Raw genomic sequence first — 22,024 nt, forward strand, 5'->3', positions numbered from 1 at the left:
GAATGTGTGGACAGGTGGCGGAGTTCGCCCTGCCAATACCATCGCAGAGTTAGGGAATCATGTTTGTTAGGTGCTACACACTGGCGATGAATCCGGCGCACCGGCAGTTCACTGTGTTGATGGCGCGCGTGCGCGCGTCTTGCTGACGACGCCTGAAGGATCGACCAGCACGACGAATTCGGAGAATTGCCCACCACCGGCCGGCGACTGGTAGACCCAGGTTTCGTAGCCGCTGTCGAAGCGCACGCTTTTTGTCGGGCCGAAGGCGGCCAGCAGTTCCGCCTTCGTGGTGCGTCCCGCCACCACGCTCGCCGACAGCCGCTCGGCTGCGACGACGGAACCTGGAGGCGCTGCTTGCGTCGCGCAGCCCGCCAGCAGTGCCAAGCACAGCAAGAGACGCAGCTTCATGGCGTCACCCCGGCCGGCGCGTCGACCATGTATTCGAACTCGACCAGCGTATCGTCCGGCCAGCTCGCATCCCACAGCGGCACGTAATAAGTGCGGTCGAGCAGCACCTGGCAATCGCAGAAGGGCAGCATGTCGGGCGTCTGCTCGCCGCCGGCATACAGCATATTGAAGGGCAATGTTTCGACCCGCTCTCCCGCGCGCAGCGTGACCGCGAAGATCGGCCGCTCGGCGAAGAACAGGTAGTTGCCGTCCGGGCTGGTGCACACGCCCTCGGGCGTGTTCAGCGCATCCGAAATCCAGCCGAACAGCGGCGAGCTGTTCGAGACCAGGCCGGCTTCCTTGCCGACCCGGCACTCCAGGCGCAGGTCGCCCAGGCGCCGCGTGCCGGCAGGCAAGCCGGAAGTCTCGATCCGCGCGCGCCAGGTCATGCTGGCGGTCTTGCGGCTGGCGAGCACGGCGGCGTCTTCCTGCAGGGCTTTCGCATGACGCGGCAGGACGAAGAAATTGTTCTCGTCGACAGGCACCGGCACCGACACGGTGTCGCCGGCGATGCGCAATGTGATGCCGCGCATGTCCGTCGATGGCAGGCGTGGCAGCAACTGGAAGCGTAGGGTGGCGTTGGGGGCGAAGGCGCGTTCGCGCTCGAAGCGTTCCATGCCGCGGATCATCTTGCGGTAGGACTTGTCGACCGGGTCGCGGGTGGACTTGACGGTGACGGTGTTCTGGCCGGCGGCCGAGGCCGGCAGGCAGAGGGAAACGGCCATGAGCACGGAGCCCATGGCAAGCGAAGCAACAACGCGGACGATCTGCCGCGTCAAGGTCTTACCAATACCGGACGCGGCCGGTATCCATGTGGACGAACTGCGAGCTGGCGTAATAGCCGACGCCGCCGCCCTTGAGCGACATCGCCGCTTTCTGCAGATTGCGCAGGTCGGTGCCCGGCAGGCGGATGTCGATCGCCTTGCCGTCCATGTGCAGGCTGCGCTTGGCCACGCCGCCGCTGCCGTGGCTGCGCAGGAAGGCGTTCGATTCCGGCGCGCGGTAGCCCGAGATGATGTGCAGTTCCTTGCTATTGTCGAGCTTGCCATTGAGCTGGCCGAGCAGCAGCAGCAGTTGCGGATCGATCTCGGCAATCTTGTTGCTGCGGTGGTCGCGCAGCACTTTATTGATGTCCTTCAGGGCACCCTGATCGAACTCGCCTTCGGCCCAGAACGTGCTCGTCAGCTTCTCGCCGGTGTGCGTGTTATAGAAACGCAGGCAGCACTCGCCGGACAGGATACTGCTGTCAGGTGATGTATTCTTGGCAAGGGTTGGAAGGGCGAGGGAGGATGAAGCGAGGAGGAGGGAGCTCTTGAGGAAGGAGCGTCGCTGGATCATTGAAGGGAGTCCTTACGCTGGTTCAGTGAACCATCAATGATACGCCGATTGCCGTAATCGTGCAGATAAAATGTCGCGAATTGAGGCCAATCAGCTACGATGTCAACTGTTTAACGCTTTTTAAAAGAGGAAGTCATGCCGAGTATTGTCAGGAAGTTCTTGAGCAAAAAACTGGTTCTGGCCGCCACACTGGCAACGGTCGGTGTGGCCGCCGTGGCGCAAGAGGTAACGCCGGTCGACAAGCCGCCGCTCGCCAAGGGCTGGAAGCTCGAAACGGTCGCCACCGGCGCGCCGCAACCCTGGGGCATGGCCTGGCTGCCGGATGGCCGCATGCTGGTCACCGGCAAGCAGGGCACGCTGCATGTCTTGAACGGCAAGAGCTTCGAGCAAATTCCTCTCGACGGTTTGCCGAACCTGTACGCCAGCGGCCAGGGCGGCTTGCTCGACATCGCGGTCCATCCCGCCGATAAAACCAATCCGCGCATCTACCTGACGATGTCCAGCGGCACCGACGACGAGAACCGGACCGTGCTGGTGCAGGGCGTGTTCGACGGCAAGCGCGTGACCGGCATCAAGCAGATCTTCGCGGTTAACCTCGCCAAGAATGGTGGCCAGCATTTCGGCTCGCGCCTGTTGTTCCTGCCCGATAACACCATCCTGATGAGCATTGGCGACGGCGGCAATACGCCTCAGCGCATCGGCAATATGCTGGCGCGCGACCAGGCCCAGAGCCTGGCTTCGCACACCGGAAAGATCCTGCACCTGACGGACGCCGGCCAGCCGGTCGGCAAGGGCGCATTCGCGGGCAAGGACAACGCCCGCCCCGAGATCTACAGCTACGGCCACCGCAACGTGCAGGGCCTGGCGCGCGATCCGAAGAGCGGCCGCGTCTACGCCAACGAGCACGGCTCGCGCGGCGGCGACGAGATCAATGTGATCGAGGCCGGCAACAACTATGGCTGGCCGTTGCAAAGCTATACGCTGGACTACGGCACGCGCGAGCCGATCGGCATGAAGGTGGTGCCGGGCACGGTGCAGCCGATCGTCGTGTGGACGCCGTCGCCGGCGCCGTCGGGCCTGGCGTTCTATACGGGTAAAGCCTTCCCGCAATGGCAGGGCAGCCTGTTCAGTGGCAGCCTGGCCGGCCAGGACGTGCGCCGCGTGCAACTCGACGCCCAGGGCAAGGTGACGGCCCAGGAACTGCTGCCAGTCGGCAAGCGCGTGCGCGACGTGCGCCAGGGTCCGGACGGCGAGCTGTACGTACTGACCGATGAAGCCAAGGGCAGCCTGCTGCGGATCGTTCCCAAGTAATGCGCGGCGCATGAAGTGACGCCAGACTGGCGTATGCACACATGTTTTTGTTTGTTGACAACGTGAAACCTGCCTAGAATGAATGTTTGCAAGGCGCGTCCCTGAGGCGCGCCTTCTGCGTTTCATTCCCGTCCCGACCCATTCAGGAGGAGCAGCATGGCAGTTTCCGTTCGTCGCACCATCGGCCTGGCCGCAGCGCTCGCGCTAGCGTTTGGCACGTCTTCACTCCAGGCCGCGCCGGCAAAACCGGCTGCCACGCCGGATATCCCGATCCCGGATATCAAGTACACCAAATTCACGCTCAAGAACGGGCTGACGGTGCTGGTCCACGAAGACCGCAAGACGCCGGTGGTGGCGATCAATACCTGGTACCACGTCGGTTCGAAGAACGAGAAAGTGGGCAAGACCGGCTTCGCCCACCTGTTCGAACACCTGATGTTCAGCGGCAGCGACAACTTCAATCACACCTACCTGAACGCGATGGAGCGCATCGGCGCGACCGACCTCAACGGCACGACGAACCAGGACCGCACCAATTACTTCCAGAACGTGCCGACCTCGATGCTCGACTATGCGCTGTTCGCCGAGAGCGACCGCATGGGCCATCTGCTGGGCACGGTCGACAAGAAGAAGCTCGACATTCAGCGCGGCGTGGTGCAGAACGAAAAACGCCAGTACGAAAACCAGCCCTATGGCATCGCCTGGGAACTCTTGACGACGAACACCTACCCGGCCGGCCACCCGTATTCCTGGACCGTGATCGGCAAGATGGAAGACCTCGACGCGGCCTCGATGACCGACGTGCAGGATTGGTTCAAGCAGAACTATGGCCCGAACAACACGGTGCTGGTGCTGTCGGGCGATATCTCGCCGGAAGAAGCGCGCGAGAAGGTCGAGCGCTTCTACGGTGCAATCCCGCCCGGTCCGCCGCTGGCCAAGCATGACGCCTGGATCGCCAAGCGCACCGGCACCCATCGCACGGTGGCGCAGGACCGCGTGCCGCAATCGCGCATCTACCGCACCTGGAACGTGCCGGGCGCACATACACAAGAGGAAGCGCTGCTCGACCTGGCCGCGCGCGTGCTGGGTGGCGGCAAGACCTCGCGTCTCTATAAACGCCTGGTGTACCAGGATCAGTTGGCCACCAGCGCGACCGCGAGCGACAGCTCGTCCGAAATCGGCGGCCAGTTCAGCATGACGCTGACCGCGCGTCCTGGCGGCGACGTCAAGAAGATGGAACGCATCGCCGACGAAGAACTGCGCGCGCTGATGAAGAACGGTCCCACGGACGCCGAACTGCGCCTGGCCAAGACCGCAACCCTGGCCCAGTACACGCGCATGATCGAGCGCGTGGGCGGCTTCGGCGGCAAGAGCGACCTGCTGGCTTCGTGCGAGACCTATACCGGCAATCCGGACTGCTACAAGGTCTACCTGCAGCGCATCAAGGACGCCACCCCGGCCATGGTGAAGAAGGCCATGAACGACTGGCTCAGCGACGGCGACTTCGTGCTGCAGATCGACCCGTTCCCGACCGGCCTGGCCGCCACGCAAACCGGCCTGGACCGCAGCAAGGCGCCGGACACCGGCAAGGCGATGTCGCTCAAGCTGCCGCCGATGCAGCGCACCACCCTGTCGAACGGCCTGAAGGTCGTGCTGGCCGAACGTCATGAGGCGCCGATCGTCAACCTGCAGATGCTGGTCGACAGCGGCTACGCCTCGGACAGCGCCGACATGCCCGGCGTGGCAAGCCTGGCCCTGCGCATGCTTGAAGAAGGTACGGGCAGCCGCAAGTCGCTGCAGATCGGCGAAGAGCTGGAAAGCCTGGGCGCGAGCTTTGGCGCCGGCACCAACCTCGACGGCGCTTTCGTCTCCATGAACGCGCTCAAGGCCACCTTGCCGCAGGCGCTGAACCTGTATTCGGACCTGGTGCTCAACCCCGCCTTCCCGCAGAATGAGTTCGCGCGCCTGCAGCAGGACCGACTGGCCGCGATCGCGCGCGAGAAGTCCGATCCGCAATCGATCGCGATGCGCGTCGCGCCGGCGCTGCTGTACGGCCAGGATCACGTGTACGCCAAGCCGGGCACCGGCACTGGCACCGAGGACGCCGTCAAGCGCATGACCCGCGCCGACCTGGCCAAGTATCACGCGACCTGGTTCAAGCCGAACAACGCCAACCTGCTGGTGGTGGGCGACACCACGCTGGCCGAGATCAAGCCGATGCTCGAGAAAGCGTTTGGCGCCTGGAAAGCCGGTGACGTGCCGAAGAAAGCGATTGCCGAAGTGGCGCCGCGCGCCGCGCCGGTGGTCTACCTGGTCGACCGTCCCGGCGCGCTGCAGAGCGTGATCCTGGGCGGCCAGCTGGCGCCGCCGCGCAACAGCCCCGAGGCGCTGCCGCTGGAACTCGTCAACGACGTGTTCGGCGGCACCTTCAGCTCGCGCATCAATATGAACCTGCGCGAAGACAAGCACTGGTCGTACGGCGTGCGCAGCCAGGTGTCGCCGGCAATCGGCCAGCGTCAGTTCGTGAGCATCTCGCCGGTGCAGACCGACAAGACCGGCGATGCGCTGAAGGAGCTGGTGGGCGAATACCGCAATATTGCCGGCGCCAAGCCGATCGCGAACGAAGAGCTCAAGTTCGCGCAGGACAATAAAACCCTGCGCCTGCCGGGCAGCTTCGAGACCGCCGGCCAACTGGCCGGCGCTTATTCCACGATCCTGCAGTACGGCCTGCCCGAGGATTACTTCAACACCTATACCGAGAAGGCGCTGGCGCTGACGCCGCAGCAGGCCAACGCCCTGGCCGCACGCAGCTTCGTGGCCGATCGGCTGGTGTGGGTGGTGGTGGGCGACATGGCCAAGGTCGAGAAGGACATCCGCGCCCTGAACCTGGGCGAGGTGCGCCGCATCGACGTGGACGGTAAGCCGCTGCCGTAAATGTCTCGATGAAAGAATACCCGGCCTGTGCGCCGGGCATGTCCGCTTTCGGGGACACTATGGGCAGGAGGAATGCTCATGGACCAACAACTCACACTGGACCCGGCGCATACCGCGCTGGTCCTCATCGATCTTCAGAACAGCAACGTCAAGCACGAGCTCGCGCCGCATGGCGCCGAGGACGTGGTCGGCAACTGCGTGTTGCTGGCGCAAGAGATGCGCGAACGCGGCGGCCTGGTCATCTACATACACGTGTTGCTGAACGAATTGCCGCAAGTGCCGGCCGATTCTCCGCTGCGTCCGCAGGGCGCGCCTGCGGCGCCGCCCGATGCCTCGTGGCTGGCGCCGGAAGCCGGGGTCGAGGCGCAAGACCTGGTCATCGTCAAGCGCCAGTGGGGCGCCTTCTATGGCACGGAACTCGAGCAGCAGCTGCGGCGGCGCGGCATCGACACGCTGGTCATGGGCGGCATCGCCACTAATTTCGGTGTCGAGTCGACTGCGCGCGCAGCTTACGACTTCGGCTTCAAGCTGGTGTTCGCCGAGGATGCGATGAGCAGCTTCGATGCCGATGCTCACCGTTTTGCGTGCGAAAACATCTTCCCGAAAATGGGAAGGGTGCGCTCGACGCGCACCTTGATCACAACGCTGGCAAAGATACAGGGAGGGTAAAAGAGTGAAAACACTCTTTTACTATCTGTTTCTGTTCTACGATCACGTAAAAGAACAAAAACGCTCGTTAAGCCAGTCTAAGCGTTATTTCTGAATATAATGGAGTGAAATCACTCTTTTATTTCCATATGCGTATCGAATCTGCCGCGCAACTCGGCGCTATCATGCGTGAAACGCGAGTTGCGCAGAAGATACCCTTGCTCGACTTGGCGCAAGTCCTTAACACATCACATACCTTGTTGAGGCGACAGGAACACGGCGAATCAACCAAGGCGCTGGAAGTCCTGTTCGCGACCATGAAGCAACTGGGTATCGAAATGCACATTGAGCTGCCGCCAGATGTCAGCATCGACACTGCCGGGCTGGCTGGAGGGCTGCGCCGCAATTCGCGAGCAAGGCCATGACTAGACGCCACTTCGAGGTTCATATCGATCGTCCAGCACAACGCGCCTCTCACATGCTGATGCTTCGAAGGATCGTATGCATGTGTATCAGCGAGACTGTACAGAAACTCCGCTAGACACCAGCGATGCTGGTGCAAGCGGCGCCGCAGGCGCCGCCTCCAACAACCCTCAACCCGCGCGCTGGATATCCGCCGTGATCTCGTAGGCACGCAGGCGCGCCGCGTGGTCGTAGATCTGCGAGGTGATCATCAGCTCGTCCGGCTTGGTCTTCTCGATGAAGGCGCGCAGCTGGTGGGCCACCGTCACGCGCGAGCCGATCGCCGAGCACGACAGCACGCTGTCGAGCATCATGCGTTCGGGCAGGTCGAGCGCTTCCAGGTAGCCGCTCACCGGTGGCTTGAGCTTGGTCGGGCGGCCGGTGCGCAGGTTCACGAAGGCTTGCTGCATCGACGTCGCCAGGAAGTGCGCCTCTTCGTCGGTGTCCGCGGCGAACACGTTAAAGCCCAGCATGATGTAGGGCTTGTCGAGCTGTTCCGACGGGCGGAAGTTGCTGCGGTACATGTCGATCGCCTGCATCATCATCTGCGGCGCGAAGTGCGAGGCAAACGCATAGGGCAGGCCGAGGTGGGCCGCCAGCTGGGCGCCGAACAGGCTGGAACCGAGGATCCAGACCGGCACGTCCAGGCCGGCGCCGGGCACGGCCTGCACCGGGCGGCGGGTCGAGCCGGCGAAATAATCCATCAGCTCCACGACGTCTTGCGGGAATTCGTCGGCACCCGACGCCAGGTTGCGGCGCAGGGCGCGCGCCGTGGTCTGGTCCGAGCCGGGCGCGCGGCCCAGGCCGAGGTCGATCCGGCCCGGATGCAGCGCCTCGAGCGTGCCGAATTGTTCGGCGATCACCAGCGGCGAATGGTTCGGCAGCATGATGCCGCCGGCGCCCACGCGGATGCGCGAGGTGCCGGCCGCCACGTGGCCGATCAGCACCGCGGTGGCGGCGCTGGCAATGCCCGGCATTCCGTGGTGTTCGGCCAGCCAGAAGCGGTTGTAACCCCAGCGTTCGCCATGTTGTGCGAGGTCGAGCGAGCGCTGGAACGAGGTGGCCGCATCGCTGCCTTCAGCGATCGGCGAGAGGTCGAGTATCGAGAAAGGAATCATGGATCCATGATACGCCGATGCGAAAAAGCGCGTGCGCGGCCACCCAAAAACGCCGGGGCCGCTGCTTGGGTTACTATTTCTTCATGATGCCCCGACACTGTTTTCGCCTGCGTTCTGCCACCTTCTCTGCCGCCATGCTACTCGTCGGCTGCGCCCACCAGCCGAGTGCCATGACCTCCGAACCCCCATTCAATCCTGAACGCGTAGCCGCGGTCGACCACGCCATCGAAGCCGCGATCGCCGCCCGCAAGCTGCCGGGCGCGGTGTATCACCTCGAACGCGGCGGTGCGCGGTACGAACGCGGTTACGGCCGGCTCAGCTACGAAGAGAACGCCGCCGCCGTCACGCCCGCGACCGTCTTCGATGCAGCCTCGCTGAGCAAGGTGCTGGTGACGGCGCCGGCGGTGCTGATGCTGGCCGAGGAGGGCAAGATCGACCTCGAGGCGCCGCTCATACGCTATTTTCCCGAATGTGCCGGCGGCGGCAAGGATGCGATCACGATCCGGCACCTGCTTACGCATGTGTCGGGCCTGAAGTCCGGCTTGCCGGCGAAGCCGGCGTGGCAGGGCAAGGCGGCGGCGTTGTCCCTGACCTGTGGGCAGTCGGTAACCCATACGCCGGGCAGTTTCTTCCGCTACTCGGACATCAATTACATCCTGCTGGGCCTGCTCGTCGAGCGCACGGCGGACATGCCGCTCGACCGCTTTGCCCAGGAGCGTATTTTTTCCCCACTGGGCATGGCCGACACCGGCTACCGCCCATTGGAACGCATGCCGGCGGCGCGCATCGCGCCGACCCAGCGCGGCGCCAGCGATGCGGCACAGCTGCCGACGGCCCACGGCGACCTGGCGCCGGGTGCGCCGCTGCAAGGCGTGGTGCACGATCCAACCGTGCGCCGCATGGGCGGCGTGGCCGGTTCGGCCGGCGTGTTCTCGACCGTGGGCGACGTCGCCCGCTTCGGCCGTATGCTGCTGGGCAATGGCGCGCTGGATGGTGTGCGGATATTAAAACCGGAAAGCGTGCGCCTGTTGACGACGGTGCAGTCGCCGCCCGGCATCGCGGCGCTGCGAGGCATGGGCATGGACATCGACTCGCCGTATGCCAAGCGTCCGCGCGGCGATCTCTATCCACTCGGCAGTTACGGCCATACCGGCTTCACCGGATGCATCCTATGGGTCGATCCGCAGTCACAAAGTTTTTATGTTTTCCTGTCGAACCGGGTCTATCCGGACGACGGCAGCGTGGTGCTGCCGCTATACACGCAGCTCGGCACGCTCTCTGCTCAGGTTGCCCGTGGAGCTCTGCAATAAGCGAAAGATAAGCACGAGATAGCGAAAATTAAAAGAAGATGATGTGTTTCCGCGCGGCTACCGTGCGCTCCCATCCGTAGCTTGACCGTAAGCTGGACTCCTCACTCGACGCAGCACGCCACCGACTGTGGCATCTGCACCGGGTATCGCCCCTGACATATCAGTTACATCGAGGAGAACACCATGAAAATGAATACGCTACTCAAAGGAATGCTCGGCGCTTCGGTTGCCGCCGCCATGTTCGGCGCCACTGCGGTCCACGCCCAGACCAGCACCACCGGCACCACCACCGGCACCTCGACGACCAGCCCAATCGGCACCGTCCAGACCGACCCGATGCGTGATCGCACCGGCACCATGAGCGACCAGACCAGCGGCAGCTCGTCGACCGGCGCGACCGGCAGCATGCAGAGCACCGATCCACAAACCCAGCGTGACCGCGACCGCCGCAGCAAAACCGGTACCAGCAGCGGCACCTCGGGCACGACCGGTACCACGGGCACCACCGGTACGACCGGCACCACGGGCACGACCGGCACGACCAGCGGTTCGAGCGGTTCGCTGGGTACCGGCACCAGCGGTTCCACCGGCACCATGGATGACACCGGCCGCACCGGCACCTCGACCGGCACCACGGGTACGACCGGCGCCACTGGCACCACCGGAACGACCGGTACGACTGGCACGACCGGCCGCGGCTACTGATCCAGCCGATAGCGCTTCAGCAACAACGGCGGCGTCCCCGGCCGCCATCCCGAACACCGGCTCGCGCCGGTGTTCGCGTTTACGCACGTGACCTGCTAAGGCATGCCGCGCCGCGCGCCTCCGCGCCTGTCCTGCGGCGGCGGGGGATCGCCAGCCGCCAGCGCGACCTTCGCCAGCGGCGTCGGCGCCGGGCCGTGCAGCACATTACCCTCGATATCGAAGCGCGAGGCGTGACAGGGGCAGTCCCATGACTCCTCGGCGCCGTTCCAGTGCACCGCGCAACCGAGGTGGGTGCACCTGGCCGACAGCGCATGCAGTTCCCCGTCGGGATCGCGATACACTGCCACCCGGCGCAAGCCGTCGCGCAGCACCGCGCCTTCGCCGGGCGGGATTGCCTGCACCGAATCGACTTCGCCGCCGCGCAGCCAGTCGCCGTAGCGCGCCGCCACATGCGCCTGTGCGCTGGCGAATTCCCCGAGTCCGTGCACGGGCTTGCGCGCCGGGTCGTACAGCGCAGTCCAGGGATTCGGCCGCTCCATGATCAGGTCGGTCACCAGCATGGCGCCGATGGTGCAGTGGGTCATGCCGTTGCCGGAGTCGCCCGTGATCAGGTAGACGTTGTCGTCGTCCATCGGGTTGCGGCCCAGGAAGGCCAGGCCGTCGCTCGGTTCCATCACCTCGCCCGACCAGCGCCAGGCCAGTTCGCGCGCCATCGGAAAGCGTTCGCGGGCCCAGCGTTCCAGCTCGTCGTAGCGGTGGCCGGGATGCGCATCGAGGCCCGTCTTGTGGTCGGCCCCGCCCACGATGAGCACCTCATCGCCGTCGATGCCGGACGCCAGCCGCACATAGTGATAGGGACTGCCCAGGTCCCATAGCAGCAGGTGCGGCAGTGTGCCGTGCGGCACCCGCAGGCCGATCACATAGCTGCGGTAGCCGGCCTGTTTGGTGTGCATCACGACGCGGTCGTTGAACGGCGTGTGCGTGGCCACCACCACGTCCCGCGCCCGGATCTCGCCATGGTCGAGGGAGACGACCTGGCGCCGGTGGTCGCCGCGGATGCGGTGGGCGTGGCTGGCGCCATGGATGCGGCCGCCGCGCCGGATGAAGGCGCGTGCCAGGCCGTCGAGGTATTTGAGCGGATGAAACTGGGCCTGGCCCGGATAGCGCACGGCGGGGCCGGTCTCGAATCTGAGGCCCAGCACGCCAGCGACCATCTCGGCCTGCACGCCGGCGCGTACGGCGGCGTCGCATTCGCGTTCGAGCCGCGGCCCGTCGCCCGCATCGCGCGCTATCAGGTAGCCATCCAGGTGCTCGAGCTCGCAGGCGATGCCTTCGGTGCGCACGATGGATTCGACCATCTGCAGGGCGTGGGCATAGCTGCCCGCCACCAGGCGCGCCTGGGCGCGGCCGAAGCGGCGTTCGATGCCGTGATACCACTCGTCGGGCGGGAAGAAATGGGCGGTGGTGCGGCCGGTCTCGCCGGCGCCGACGCCGAGCGCGTCGACGACGACGACATCCTTGTCTTCAAGCGCCAGCAGGTAGGCGGCGGTGAGGCCGGCGATGCCGGCGCCGATCACGCACACCTGGGCCTCCTGCGCTCCCACGAGCGGGGGGAAGACGGGCACCATGGCGGTGTCCATCCAGAGCGAAGTCGAGCTGCCGTTGGTCGCGCCGCGCATGATCAAGTCCACCGATTTCCGCCAATTGTGAAAGCCAGTCTAGCGCGCCGACACGAAGCAGGGTGCACGATGTGGCGTCATTGCCGCATCGCAGGGGATTTCTGGCGGAGGGCGTGCGCATCGCGACTTTTATGGCTTAGTATCCACTCTTATTGCATACCGGAATTAAAATGAGGCTGCTCGCCGTTCCCCCGGAAACCCTGCTGCCAAGCGCCATGAAGCTCTCCGAACTGATCGGGGCGCTGAGCTATGCGCTCGACATCACCGAGGGACAGCCGGCGGGACATTGCGTGCGTTGTTGCTGGATTGGCATGCACATCGGCCGCGCCGCCGGCCTCTCCGAGCCGCAGTTGTGGGAACTGTATTACGCGCTGCTGCTGAAAGATCTCGGCTGCAGCAGCAACGCGGCCCGCATCTGCGAGCTCTATCTCACCGACGACCTGGACTTCAAGCGCGACTTCAAGACCGTGGGCGACAGCCTCCCGCAGGTGCTGGGTTTCGTGCTCAAGCACACCGGGCTGAAGGCCGGGCTGGCGGAACGCTTTCGCAGCGTGATGACGATCCTGCGCGACGGTCCCGAGATCGTACAGGGCCTGATCGCCACCCGCTGCCAGCGCGGCGCGGACATCGCGCGCCTGCTGCGTTTTCCCGAAGGCGTGGCGCAAGGCATCTACTCACTCGACGAACACTTCAACGGAAAGGGCAAGCCGGCCCAGCTCGTTGGCGAAGCCATCCCGGTCATTGCGCGCATTGCGCTGCTGGCCCAGGTGATCGACGTGTTCCATACGGCCGGCGGGCGGGCGGCGGCGCTGCGCGAAGCCGGCGCGCGGGCCGGCAGCTGGTTCGATCCGCACCTGGTGGCGGCATTCAAAACCTGTGCGCAAGACGATGCGTTCTGGCAGATCCTGGCCAGCCCCGAGATCGACTGCGCCATCCTGGCGCTGGAGCCTGCCGGCCACGAAGTCGCGCTCGACGAGGACTACCTGGACGATATCGCCGCCGCCTTCGGCCAGGTGGTCGATGCCAAGAGTCCCTATACCAGCGGCCACAGCACCAGGGTAGCGCTGTATACCGACATGATCGGGGAAGCGCTCGGCCTGTCGCCGCAGCGCCGCCGCTGGCTCAAGCGTGGTGCGCTGCTGCACGACGTCGGCAAGCTCGGCGTCAGCAACAGCGTGCTCGACAAGGCGGGCTCGCTCGACCGCACCGAGTGGGACGCGGTACGCCAGCATGCCGAGTTCACCGAGACCATCCTCGGCCGCATCGCGGCGTTCTCCGAATTGGCCGCGATCGCCGGCGCCCATCACGAGCGGCTCGACGGCGGCGGCTATCCGCGTGGCCTGGCGGCCGAAGAGATTCGCCTGGAAACCCGCATCATTACCACCGCCGATATTTTCGACGCCATCACCGCCGAGCGTCCCTACCGCGGCGCCATCCCGATTCCCCAGGCGCTCGAGATGATGGAAAAGACGGTCGGGACCGCGCTCGACCCCGCCTGCTTCGACGCGCTCAAGCGCGCCATGGCCAAGGCGGCATTCACCGCCGCCTGATCTTCTCTTGTCGCCAGTCGTATGCCTTCCTGCCCGGCCGGGCGGGAAGGCATACGCGCGCCTCAGCCTGCCACATGCAGATGTCATCATGATGAAAAATTGCAGATTGGATAGCAAGATTTGACAAAACCAGTGCGTTGGATGCCGCCAGAATGTGTTTCATAAATAGACATCAAGAGACGCCCGAACGTCCAGGAAGTCGCGACCGCGGGTGAGAACAACCAATCTGGCTTTGGAGAAGCACATGAACGAGTTGATGGCACGGCAGTACCAGCGCACCGCGATTGCGGCGGCGGTGGCAGGGGTGGCGATGTCGATGGGACAGGCGCAGGCACAGGAGGCGCCCATCGCCGGACCGCAGACGGTGGTGGTGACCGGCGTGCGCGCCGCCCTCGAGCAGTCGCTGCGCCAGAAGCGCAACGCCGATGCCGTGGTCGAGGTCGTGACCGCCGAAGACATCGGCAAGATGCCCGATAAAAACGTGGCCGATGCGATCCAGCGCCTGCCGGGCGTGAACACGCAATCGTCCGCCGGCGGCGAGGGCGGCTTCGGCGAGAACGACCGCGTCAGCCTGCGCGGCACCAGCCCCAGCCTGCAGCAAACCCTGTTCAACGGCCATGCGATCAGCACCGGCGACTGGTTCGTGCTGAACCAGATCGGCGGCAACGTCGGCCGCTCCAGCAGTTTCTCGCTGCTGCCGTCCGAGCTGGTGGGCTCGATCGTGGTCCAGAAAAGCCCCACCGCCGACCTGGTCGAAGGCGGCGTCTCGGGCGCCATCAACGTCATCACGCGCCGTCCGCTCGACTTCAAGCAGCAGTTGACGGTCGAGGGTTCGGTGCAGGCCAACTACAATGACCTGTCGGGCAAGACCGAGCCGCACCTGTCGGGCCTGGTGAGCTGGAAGAACGCCGCCAATACCGCCGGCATCCTGCTCCAGGGCTTCTCCGAGAAGGCCAGCGTGCGCCGCGACGGCCAGGAAATCCTGGGCTACACCCCGATCAGCGCGACCAGCGCGGCGGCCATCGCCAACCCGGCGCTGGCTGGCGTGGTGGTGCCGACCTTTATCGGCGCGGCCCTGTTCGAGCAGACCAAGAAGCGCGAAGGCGGCGCCTTCGACATCGAGGTGCGTCCCAACCGAGACCTGACGCTGGACCTGAACGGCTTCTATTCGAAACTGGAAGCGCCGCACCAGAACACCAACTCGCTGGCGGCGCCGGCCAACTCGATCAACAGCCTGGGCCTGATCCCGATCAATCCGGTGGTGCGCAACGGCACCCTGGTGGGCGCCGAATTCACCCGCAATGCGGGCGAGGTCGACAATATCTACCGTCCGGATGCGGGCGGCGAATCGTGGTATCTCGACTTCAACGGCAAGTGGCGCGTTAGCGAACGCTTCAGCCTGTCGGGCAAGGTCGGCAAGACTCATGGCGTGGGCTGGGACCGCGACGACGTCTATTACCAGAACAACGTCGATGGCGGCATGGTCTATGCCCTGAACGGCCTGTCGCCGGCCTCGGTCAGCTACCCCGGCGGCAACACCGCCGTGCCCGGCTCGACCGCCTGGGCTGGCGGCGGCGAATCGCAATCGGTGGACAAGGAAGAATACGCCCAGCTCGATGGCGAGCTGCGCCTGGATAATCCGACCTTCCAGTCGCTGCGCTTCGGCGCCCGCTGGACCGACCACAAGCGCACCGCCGAGCATCCGCTCGAAACCCGTCCCGGCCCGGTCGGCTTCACCAATCCGCAGCCGGCCTGGAGCGGCCAGATGTATCCGAGCGATTTCGGCAGCGACATCGGCGGCTACAGCGGCATCCCTTACTTCAAGTACGACGGCGCCGCGCTCGGCGCCTGGGGCGCGATCCCCGGCAACCGCCTGCTCGACTACGTGCTGCGCCATAACTGGATGAACGAGTTCGAGGTGGCCGAGAAGACGACGGCGCTGTACGGCATGGTCGACTTCGGCGGCGATGGCTGGAGCGGCAATATCGGCCTGCGCGCGATCGAGACGCGCCAGCGCACGATCGTCAACCTGCCGGGCGGCCCGACGCCGATCACCGGCTCGGCCTTCGGTCCCTACACCCCGACCACCTTCGAGCGCACCTACCGCGACTACCTGCCGAGCGCCAACCTGAAGTACAACGTGACGCCCGACCTGACCCTGCGCACCGCGCTGGCCAAGACCATCGCGCGGCCCGACTACAGCGCGCTGGGCGGTTCGGTCTCGCTCAACGACGACGCGCTGAGCGGCAGCGGCGGCAACGTGAATCTCGACCCGGTGCGCTCGACCAACTTCGACATCGGCGCCGAGTGGTATTACGCGCCGAAGGCGCTGCTGTCGGCCGGCCTGTTCTACATGGACCTGCGTTCGATCGTGGCCCAGGGTACGGCAACCGGCAACTACTACAACAACAAGCGCGAGACCTTCACCGACTACCTGATCACGTCGCCCTACAACACCAGCGGCAAGAACAAGGGCGTGGAGTTGAGCTGGCAGCAGCCCTTCCTGGACAACTTCGGCATGCTGGTCAACTACACCTATGCCGACGGTGAGCTGGACGATGGCGGCGAGCTGCTCAACTCCTCGAAGAACACCTATAACGTGACCGGCTACTTCGAGAACGAGCGCTTCTCGGCGCGCCTGGCCTATAACTGGCGCTCGAAGTACAAGGCCGGCGTGGACCGTGGCGCCAGCCAGCACGTGGACGACATGCCGTCGTTGGCGGCCTCGGTCAACGTCAAGCTGACGGACAGGCTGACGCTGACCTTCGATGCGCTGAACCTCACCAACGAGACCATCAAGATGTACGCCGAGAACGAGGACCGGCCGCGCGCCTTCTACTCGAACGGCCGCACCTTCTACCTCGGCCTGCGCGGCAAGCTGTAAGTCACCAAGGGGAGGCGCCGCGTGCGCCTCCCCAACCTGGAATACATCCCATGACGTACCGACCAGACGGCGGCCCGGCGATCGCGATCGCCTGGGAATGCCTCTCCAACTTCACGCGCGACGACGCGTTCACGGCGCGGCTCACACTGCGCAACGACGGCCGCGACGCGATCGCGTCAGGCTGGACCCTGTGCTTCAACACCTGCCGCAAGATCTTGCCCGAGACGGTCAGCGCGGGTTTTCGCGCCACTCACCTGAACGGCGACCTGTTCAGCCTGGAGCTGCCCGACGGGGGCGAATGGCTGCCCGGTCAGGAATACGAGATCGTCTACGAATCCCTGCACTGGGCGATCAGCATTACCGATGCGCCATTGGGTTTCTATCTGCTGGATGCGGCGGGGAGGGCGTTCGACCTGGGCGATCCCGAGATCGCTCCCTTCGTGTTGCCGGAGCAGCGCCACCGCATGCGCGGCGACCTGCTGCCGACGGCCGATGCGGCCTGGCGTTATGCGCAGAACGACGCGCTGTCGCTATTGGACCAGGAGGCTGTTGGCCGCATCACGCCGCGTCCGCGCATGGCGCGCTTCGATGCGCGCAGCTGTATGCTCCGACGCTCGACGCCGATCGACAGCGGCGTGGACCTCGATAACGAGGCGGCGTATCTGCGTTCGCTCCTGGCAACGCTGCCCGAGGGCGAAGGCGGCGCATCCATCGTACTCGAAACCGATCCGGGGATGGAAGCCGAAGCCTATCTGCTGGAGATCGCGCCCGACCTCGTCCTGGTCCGCGGCGCCGGCGCGCACGGCGTCTTCAACGGCCTGCAAAGCCTGGCCCAACTGCTGGGGCAGGACGGCACGCTGCCATGCGGGAAGGTCGTGGATACGCCGCGCTTCGCCTACCGCGGCATGATGCTCGACGTGGCGCGCCATTTTTCCAGCGTCGACACGGTATTGCGCCTGCTCGACTGCATGGCGGCCTATAAACTCAACCGCTTCCACTTCCACCTGACCGACGACGAAGGCTGGCGCCTGGCGATCGCGGCGCTGCCCGAGCTGACCGAGGTCGGCGCCCGGCGCGGCGTGCCCGCGCCGGGTGAGCAGCCCTGCCTGCCGCCATCGTTCGGCTCCGGCGCCGACACCCGTGCGCCCGGCGGCAGTGGCTTCTATACGGCCGACGAATTCGTGGCCATCCTGCGCCACGCGCAGCGCCTGCACATCGAGGTGATCCCCGAATTCAATATGCCGGGCCACGCACGCGCGGCGGTCGAGGCGATGCGGGTGCGCCATGCGCGCTTGATGGCGGCGGGCGATGTCGCCGGCGCCGAAGAATACCTGCTCAGCGATCCGCACGATTCCTCGGTCTACGAATCGGTGCAGCTGTGGCACGACAACGTGATGTGCATCGCGCTGCCCTCGGTCGACCGCTTCATCGACACCGTGGTCGCCGAGGTCGCGGCGCTGTACCGGCAAGCCGGCGCACCCTTGCACGTGCTGCACACGGGCGGCGACGAGGTCCCGGTCGGCGCCTGGCTCGGCTCACCGGCCTGCCAGGCGCGCATGCGCGCACACGGCTGGCTGGAGGCGCGCCAGTTGCGCGACGACTTCCAGGCGCGCTGCCGCGCGATCCTGGCGCGTCACGGCATCGCCTTCAGCGGCTGGGAAGAGACCGCGTTGACCTCGAACGGCGCAGGGCAGGGCGAAGACGTCTACGTCTGGAACAACGGCTGGGGTTCGGGGCAGGAAGACTGCGCCAACCGCCTGGCCAATGACGGCCACGAGGTGGTGCTGTCCAGCGCTGCAAGCCTGTACTTCGACTTCGCCTACGCCAAGCATCCTCAGGAACCGGGCTATTACTGGGCCGGCTTCGTCGATACGCGTGAGCCCTTCGGCACGGTTCCCCTCGATGCGCCGCTGCTGCCTCAGCATGACGCGATGGGCCGCGCGCCCGCGCCGGAGCGGGTGGCGGCGCTGGCACCGCTCGACCCCGCGGGCCGCGGGCGCATCAAGGGCTTGCAAGGGCAGCTGTGGGGCGAGAATGCGCGTTCGCGCGAGCGGGTCGAGTACCTGGCGCTGCCGCGCCTGATCGGCCTGGCCGAACGGGCCTGGAGCGCGGATCCGGGCTGGAAGCATCCCGATGAACTGGCCGCCGACTGGAACGAATTCGCCAACCGCCTCGGCCAGCGCGAGCTACCGCGCCTGGACCGTCAGCCGCAACCCTGGGCCTACCGCCTGCCGCCGCCCGGCGCGGTGGTCAAGGAGGGCCGGCTGCATGCGAATATCGCCCTGCCGGGCCTGGCCGTGCATTACACTCTGGATGGCAGCGCGCCCGGCGCGCACAGCCCGCGCTACACGGCGCCGGTGCCGCTCGCCGGCAGCCGCAGCGTGAAGCTGGCCAGCGTCGACACCCGTGGCCGCGCCAGCCGCATCGTCACCCTGAACCTGGAATTGCCATGACCGCGATGAACGACGCTCCCGTCGCCAAGATCGAACGCCGCCATCCGCTGTCCTGGGTCCCGACCTTGTACCTGGCCCAGGGTTTGCCGTTCTACGCGGTGGCGCTGGTGGCCGGCCAGATGCTCAAGAGCATGGGCGTGCCGAACGACCAGATCGCCCGCTGGACCGGTTTATTGGGCCTGGCCTGGGCCTTCAAGGCCTTGTGGAGTCCGTTCATGGAACTCGCCCCCAGCCGGCGCCTGGCGGTGGTCGCCTGCCAGCTGATCGGCGGCGCCTGCCTGGCGCTGGTGGCCCTGGCGCTGCAGCTGCCCATGTGGTTTGCCCTGTGCATCGCACTGCTGGCGATCGTGTCGCTGGCCTCGAGCACCCACGACATCGTCGCCGACGGCATCTATATCGCCAGCCTCGACGCGCGCGAGCAGGCCGCCTATGCCGGCTGGCAGGGCGCCTTCTTCAACGCTGCCAAGTTCATCTCGCTGGGCGGCCTGCTGATCCTGGCGGGAGCGCTGGAACAGCGCTTCGGCATCGAGGCTGCCTGGACCACGGTATTCCTGCTGCTGGGCGGGCTGATGGCGCTGCTCGGCCTGTATCACATACGCGCGCTGCCGGCCACGCCAAAGATAGGCGGCGCGGCGCGCAGCCTGGGCGCCATCGGGCACACGTTGGTGGACGTGATCAAGACCTTCTTCGCCAAGCCCGGCATCTGGATGGCGATCCTGTTCATCATCCTGTTCCGCGCCGGTGAAGGGCAGATCCAGTCGATCGGCCCGCTGTTCCTGCGCGATGCGCGCGAGGTCGGCGGCCTGGGGCTCACCACCGCCGAAGTGGGCTGGGCCTACGGCACCGTCGGCACCGCCGCCTTTTTGGTGGGCAGTATCGCCGGCGGCTATTTCACGGCCTGGTTGAGCCTCAAGCGCGCGCTGCCGATCCTGATCCTGGCCATGAACCTGCCGAACGCCGCCTTCTGGTACCTGAGCCATGCCCAGCCCGAATCGATGCCGCTGATCGTCGGCCTGCTGGGGATCGAGATGTTCGGCTACGGCTTCGGCTTCGTCGGCGTGATCCTGTTCATCATGCAGGTGGTGGCCAGCGGCCACTACCAGGCCGCCCATTACGCGCTGGGCACCGGCTTCATGCAGCTGGGCTTTGTATTGTTCCGCACGATCAGCGGCGACATCCAGCAGGCGCTGGGCTATCGCGACTTCTTCCTGTGGGTGCTGCTGGCCAGCGTGCCGGTGCTGGTGTTGAGCCGCTTCATGCGCATGGCCCCCGCCAGAACGGAGAAGTAAAGGGCAGTGCGTCTCGAGATTTTCTCGTCATCAGGAATCGTATTTGTCGACAAACCTTACACATTGTTAGAGGCGCGTCAAAAATCAGGTTGTAAGTGATTGTTTTTGCTGGACTTTCTATGATGGCAATGGTAATTGCTAATTGGAAACTCGCTTGTATAACGATAACCATCCACTTCCAACGGAATCTCCTGATGAACAACACCATCCGCGCCGCGATTGTTTCCGGCTTCCTTCTTGTCGGCGCTGCGCTCCCTGCGCATGCGGCAATCATCAAGTTCAATCTTGACGGCGTTACCTTTACCGACAATACCGTCGCCACCGGGTTTGTCAATTTCGACACGAAGGCACATCGTTTCCTCGACTATGCCATCTCGACCCAACAAGGCGTCCTTTCTGCCTTCGATTACAACGGGACCAATAGTCAACTGTATGATTACAGCATCTATGGACCCAGTCATTTCATGGTGATGACGAATGACAACCGACGCTATTTCATTATCGCGTTGCTGACCTCATTGAATGCAACGGATGCCTCGTTCGCTCTCCATAAATTGTCGACCTATGAGTGCAACAACTGCGGCACGGTTCGGCGTGTGACGTCGGGATCGCTGACCAATGCAGCTGCCGAAGTGCCTGAACCGGCGACGGCCGCATTACTCCTGCCGGCGCTTGGCGCCCTGGCCTGGATGTCGCGCCGGCGCACCAAGCCGGCAAACCGGGCTGCTAGCGTTTCTTGACCGGCAGGGCGAGCCAGCCCTGCCAGCCATCGTCGCCCGCCGCGCCGCGCTGCACGCGCTGGATGTGCGGGCGCGTGGCGTCCAGGCGCCACACGGTCTGTTGCTCGAGCCAGTCTTCGTACATCGCGCGAAAGCGCGGCCATTCCCCTGCAAACTCCAGGCACGCGACCATCCCGCCGGGCAGCACGCGCAGGCCGAGCGCGGGATCGTCGAGCGTGTCGTCGGCGATGCCGAAGTCGTAGCAGTATTCACGCTCGCCGGTAAAGCCCGGGTCTTCATCGAACACACCGTACCAGGACGTGCCGCGCGCCACGCCGCCGGCCCGTTCGTGCTCGCAAATGAAGGCATTGCAGGCCAGCGACAGCGCCGCGCCTGACTGGCCGAAGAAGCGCTGGTAGCGCAGCCGCAGCGCCGGCAACTGGCGCACCGTGACGCGCGCGGCGATGCTGCCCGGTTCGGGCGGGCAGTAGGGCGCCTGCAGGGCGGCCAGGTTGCTCGGTTCGGCCACAAAGAAACTGACGTCGCTCTCGCGCCCGACCTGGGCGTCCATATAGGCGCGCCAGCCGCCGTCGCGCCATTCCTTGGCCGACATCGCGAACTGCTGGCGGAAGGCCTTGGAGAAGGCCGCATTGGATGGAAAGCCGCAATCCTGGGCGATGCGCCCGACCGGCACGTCCGGCTCATGGCGCAACAGGTGGGCGGCGCGGCGCAGCCGGCGCTTGCGCTGGTATTCGACCGCCGAGAAGCCGGTGAGTTCGCGGAAGATGCGGTCGAAGTGGTAGCTCGAATAGCTGGCCGAGGCGGCCAGGCTGCCCAGGGCCAGCGGGTCGCCGACCGAGTCGAGCATCAGGTCCATCACCTCATACAGGCGCGAATCGCGCGCCGTCGCCCGCCCGACGGGCCGCGAGTCGATGCGCGTGCGTGGCATGGAAGAGACGCTGGGAGGGGCGGGAGCGGACATCGCATAATGTCATTACAAAACTGAATCAATTATGCGGCCAAATGCCTGGACATGGCGAACTGTGTGTATCCACGACAACAGTATGAGCTTGCGCAACTGTACATGCATTTTCGTGCAAAAAGTATAAGATCGATCATCACGCAAGAAATCCTGCTGCGCTGCAATAAGTGAATAAATCACTTACAATGATGAACT

At 65.2% G+C, this 22,024-nt stretch carries 17 protein-coding genes; 11 read left to right on the forward strand and 6 right to left on the reverse strand.

Translation table 11 applies throughout. The features are described from left to right. Positions 1-108: 108 nt before the first annotated feature. From FVD38_RS22190 to mepK, 3 genes are read right to left on the reverse strand one after another with little or no spacing between them, the layout of a single operon-like run. Entirely contained in the window at positions 109-408 is a 300-nt protein-coding gene (locus FVD38_RS22190) for a hypothetical protein (RefSeq protein WP_147936791.1), read from the reverse strand. After that, the gene (locus FVD38_RS22195; RefSeq protein ID WP_229493908.1) at positions 405-1,172 is read right to left on the reverse strand and encodes a hypothetical protein; all 768 of its coding nucleotides are present in this window, start codon (positions 1,170-1,172) and stop codon (positions 405-407) included. The genes FVD38_RS22190 and FVD38_RS22195 overlap by 4 nt, the downstream gene beginning before the upstream one ends. Before the next feature lie 58 nt (positions 1,173-1,230). Next, the gene (gene mepK, locus FVD38_RS22200) at positions 1,231-1,785 is read right to left on the reverse strand and encodes a peptidoglycan L,D-endopeptidase MepK (RefSeq protein WP_123068570.1); all 555 of its coding nucleotides are present in this window, start codon (positions 1,783-1,785) and stop codon (positions 1,231-1,233) included. Positions 1,786-1,944: 159 nt separating this feature from the next. Between mepK and FVD38_RS22205 the strand changes: the two genes are divergently transcribed. The 4 genes from FVD38_RS22205 to FVD38_RS22220 all read left to right on the forward strand — a co-directional run bounded on the left by FVD38_RS22205 (position 1,945) and on the right by FVD38_RS22220 (position 7,103). Next, entirely contained in the window at positions 1,945-3,096 is a 1,152-nt protein-coding gene (locus tag FVD38_RS22205; RefSeq protein ID WP_229493910.1) for a PQQ-dependent sugar dehydrogenase, read from the forward strand. A gap of 156 nt (positions 3,097-3,252) precedes the next feature. Further along, the gene (locus tag FVD38_RS22210; protein WP_147936794.1) at positions 3,253-6,030 is read left to right on the forward strand and encodes a M16 family metallopeptidase; all 2,778 of its coding nucleotides are present in this window, start codon (positions 3,253-3,255) and stop codon (positions 6,028-6,030) included. A 78-nt stretch (positions 6,031-6,108) separates the two neighbouring features. Next, positions 6,109-6,699: an isochorismatase family protein gene (locus FVD38_RS22215; protein WP_147936795.1), complete on the forward strand. Its 591-nt coding sequence runs from the start codon at positions 6,109-6,111 to the stop codon at positions 6,697-6,699. 104 nt (positions 6,700-6,803) lie between these two features. Next, positions 6,804-7,103 (forward strand): helix-turn-helix domain-containing protein, encoded by a 300-nt coding sequence (locus FVD38_RS22220; protein ID WP_147936796.1) that lies wholly within the window; start codon positions 6,804-6,806, stop codon positions 7,101-7,103. Between the two features lie 168 nt (positions 7,104-7,271). Here FVD38_RS22220 and FVD38_RS22225 read toward each other — a convergent pair whose 3' ends face one another. Then, positions 7,272-8,258 (reverse strand): LLM class flavin-dependent oxidoreductase, encoded by a 987-nt coding sequence (locus FVD38_RS22225; protein ID WP_147936797.1) that lies wholly within the window; start codon positions 8,256-8,258, stop codon positions 7,272-7,274. A 170-nt stretch (positions 8,259-8,428) separates the two neighbouring features. On the opposite strand from FVD38_RS22225, the gene FVD38_RS22230 reads away from it, so the two are divergent. Together FVD38_RS22230 and FVD38_RS22235 are read left to right on the forward strand one after the other, a co-directional pair. Further along, on the forward strand, positions 8,429-9,568 hold the full coding sequence (locus tag FVD38_RS22230; protein ID WP_229493913.1) for a serine hydrolase domain-containing protein: 1,140 nt from the start codon (positions 8,429-8,431) through the stop codon (positions 9,566-9,568). A 183-nt stretch (positions 9,569-9,751) separates the two neighbouring features. Next, the gene (locus FVD38_RS22235; protein ID WP_147936799.1) at positions 9,752-10,273 is read left to right on the forward strand and encodes a hypothetical protein; all 522 of its coding nucleotides are present in this window, start codon (positions 9,752-9,754) and stop codon (positions 10,271-10,273) included. Between the two features lie 95 nt (positions 10,274-10,368). Here the strand turns inward: FVD38_RS22235 and FVD38_RS22240 are convergent, their stop codons facing one another. Then, on the reverse strand, positions 10,369-11,952 hold the full coding sequence (locus FVD38_RS22240) for an FAD-dependent oxidoreductase (protein ID WP_147936800.1): 1,584 nt from the start codon (positions 11,950-11,952) through the stop codon (positions 10,369-10,371). 170 nt (positions 11,953-12,122) lie between these two features. On the opposite strand from FVD38_RS22240, the gene FVD38_RS22245 reads away from it, so the two are divergent. The 5 genes from FVD38_RS22245 (at position 12,123) to FVD38_RS22265 (ending at position 20,868) form a co-directional block, all read left to right on the forward strand. Next, positions 12,123-13,502, forward strand: coding sequence for an HD-GYP domain-containing protein (locus FVD38_RS22245; protein WP_147936801.1), 1,380 nt, complete (start codon positions 12,123-12,125; stop codon positions 13,500-13,502). 244 nt (positions 13,503-13,746) lie between these two features. Further along, the gene (locus FVD38_RS22250; protein WP_147936802.1) at positions 13,747-16,386 is read left to right on the forward strand and encodes a TonB-dependent receptor; all 2,640 of its coding nucleotides are present in this window, start codon (positions 13,747-13,749) and stop codon (positions 16,384-16,386) included. A 50-nt stretch (positions 16,387-16,436) separates the two neighbouring features. Then, complete coding sequence (locus tag FVD38_RS22255; RefSeq protein ID WP_147936803.1) at positions 16,437-18,839, forward strand: family 20 glycosylhydrolase; 2,403 nt, start codon at positions 16,437-16,439, stop codon at positions 18,837-18,839. After that, the gene (locus tag FVD38_RS22260; RefSeq protein ID WP_147936804.1) at positions 18,836-20,128 is read left to right on the forward strand and encodes an MFS transporter; all 1,293 of its coding nucleotides are present in this window, start codon (positions 18,836-18,838) and stop codon (positions 20,126-20,128) included. Before FVD38_RS22255 ends, FVD38_RS22260 begins: the two co-directional genes overlap by 4 nt. A gap of 194 nt (positions 20,129-20,322) precedes the next feature. Continuing rightward, a complete protein-coding gene (locus FVD38_RS22265) occupies positions 20,323-20,868 on the forward strand; it encodes a PEP-CTERM sorting domain-containing protein (protein WP_187271675.1) in 546 nt (181 codons plus the stop codon). On the opposite strand, the gene FVD38_RS22270 is transcribed toward FVD38_RS22265, so the two are convergent. Then, positions 20,855-21,796 carry a helix-turn-helix domain-containing protein gene (locus FVD38_RS22270; RefSeq protein WP_147936806.1) on the reverse strand — a complete coding sequence of 314 codons (942 nt, stop codon included), beginning with the start codon at positions 21,794-21,796 and terminating at the stop codon, positions 20,855-20,857. The genes FVD38_RS22265 and FVD38_RS22270 overlap by 14 nt on opposite strands. Between the last annotated feature and the right edge of the window lie 228 nt (positions 21,797-22,024).

The sequence above is a fragment of the Massilia arenae genome, assembly GCF_008014745.1.
Classification (GTDB): Bacteria; Pseudomonadota; Gammaproteobacteria; order Burkholderiales; family Burkholderiaceae_D; genus Telluria; species Telluria arenae.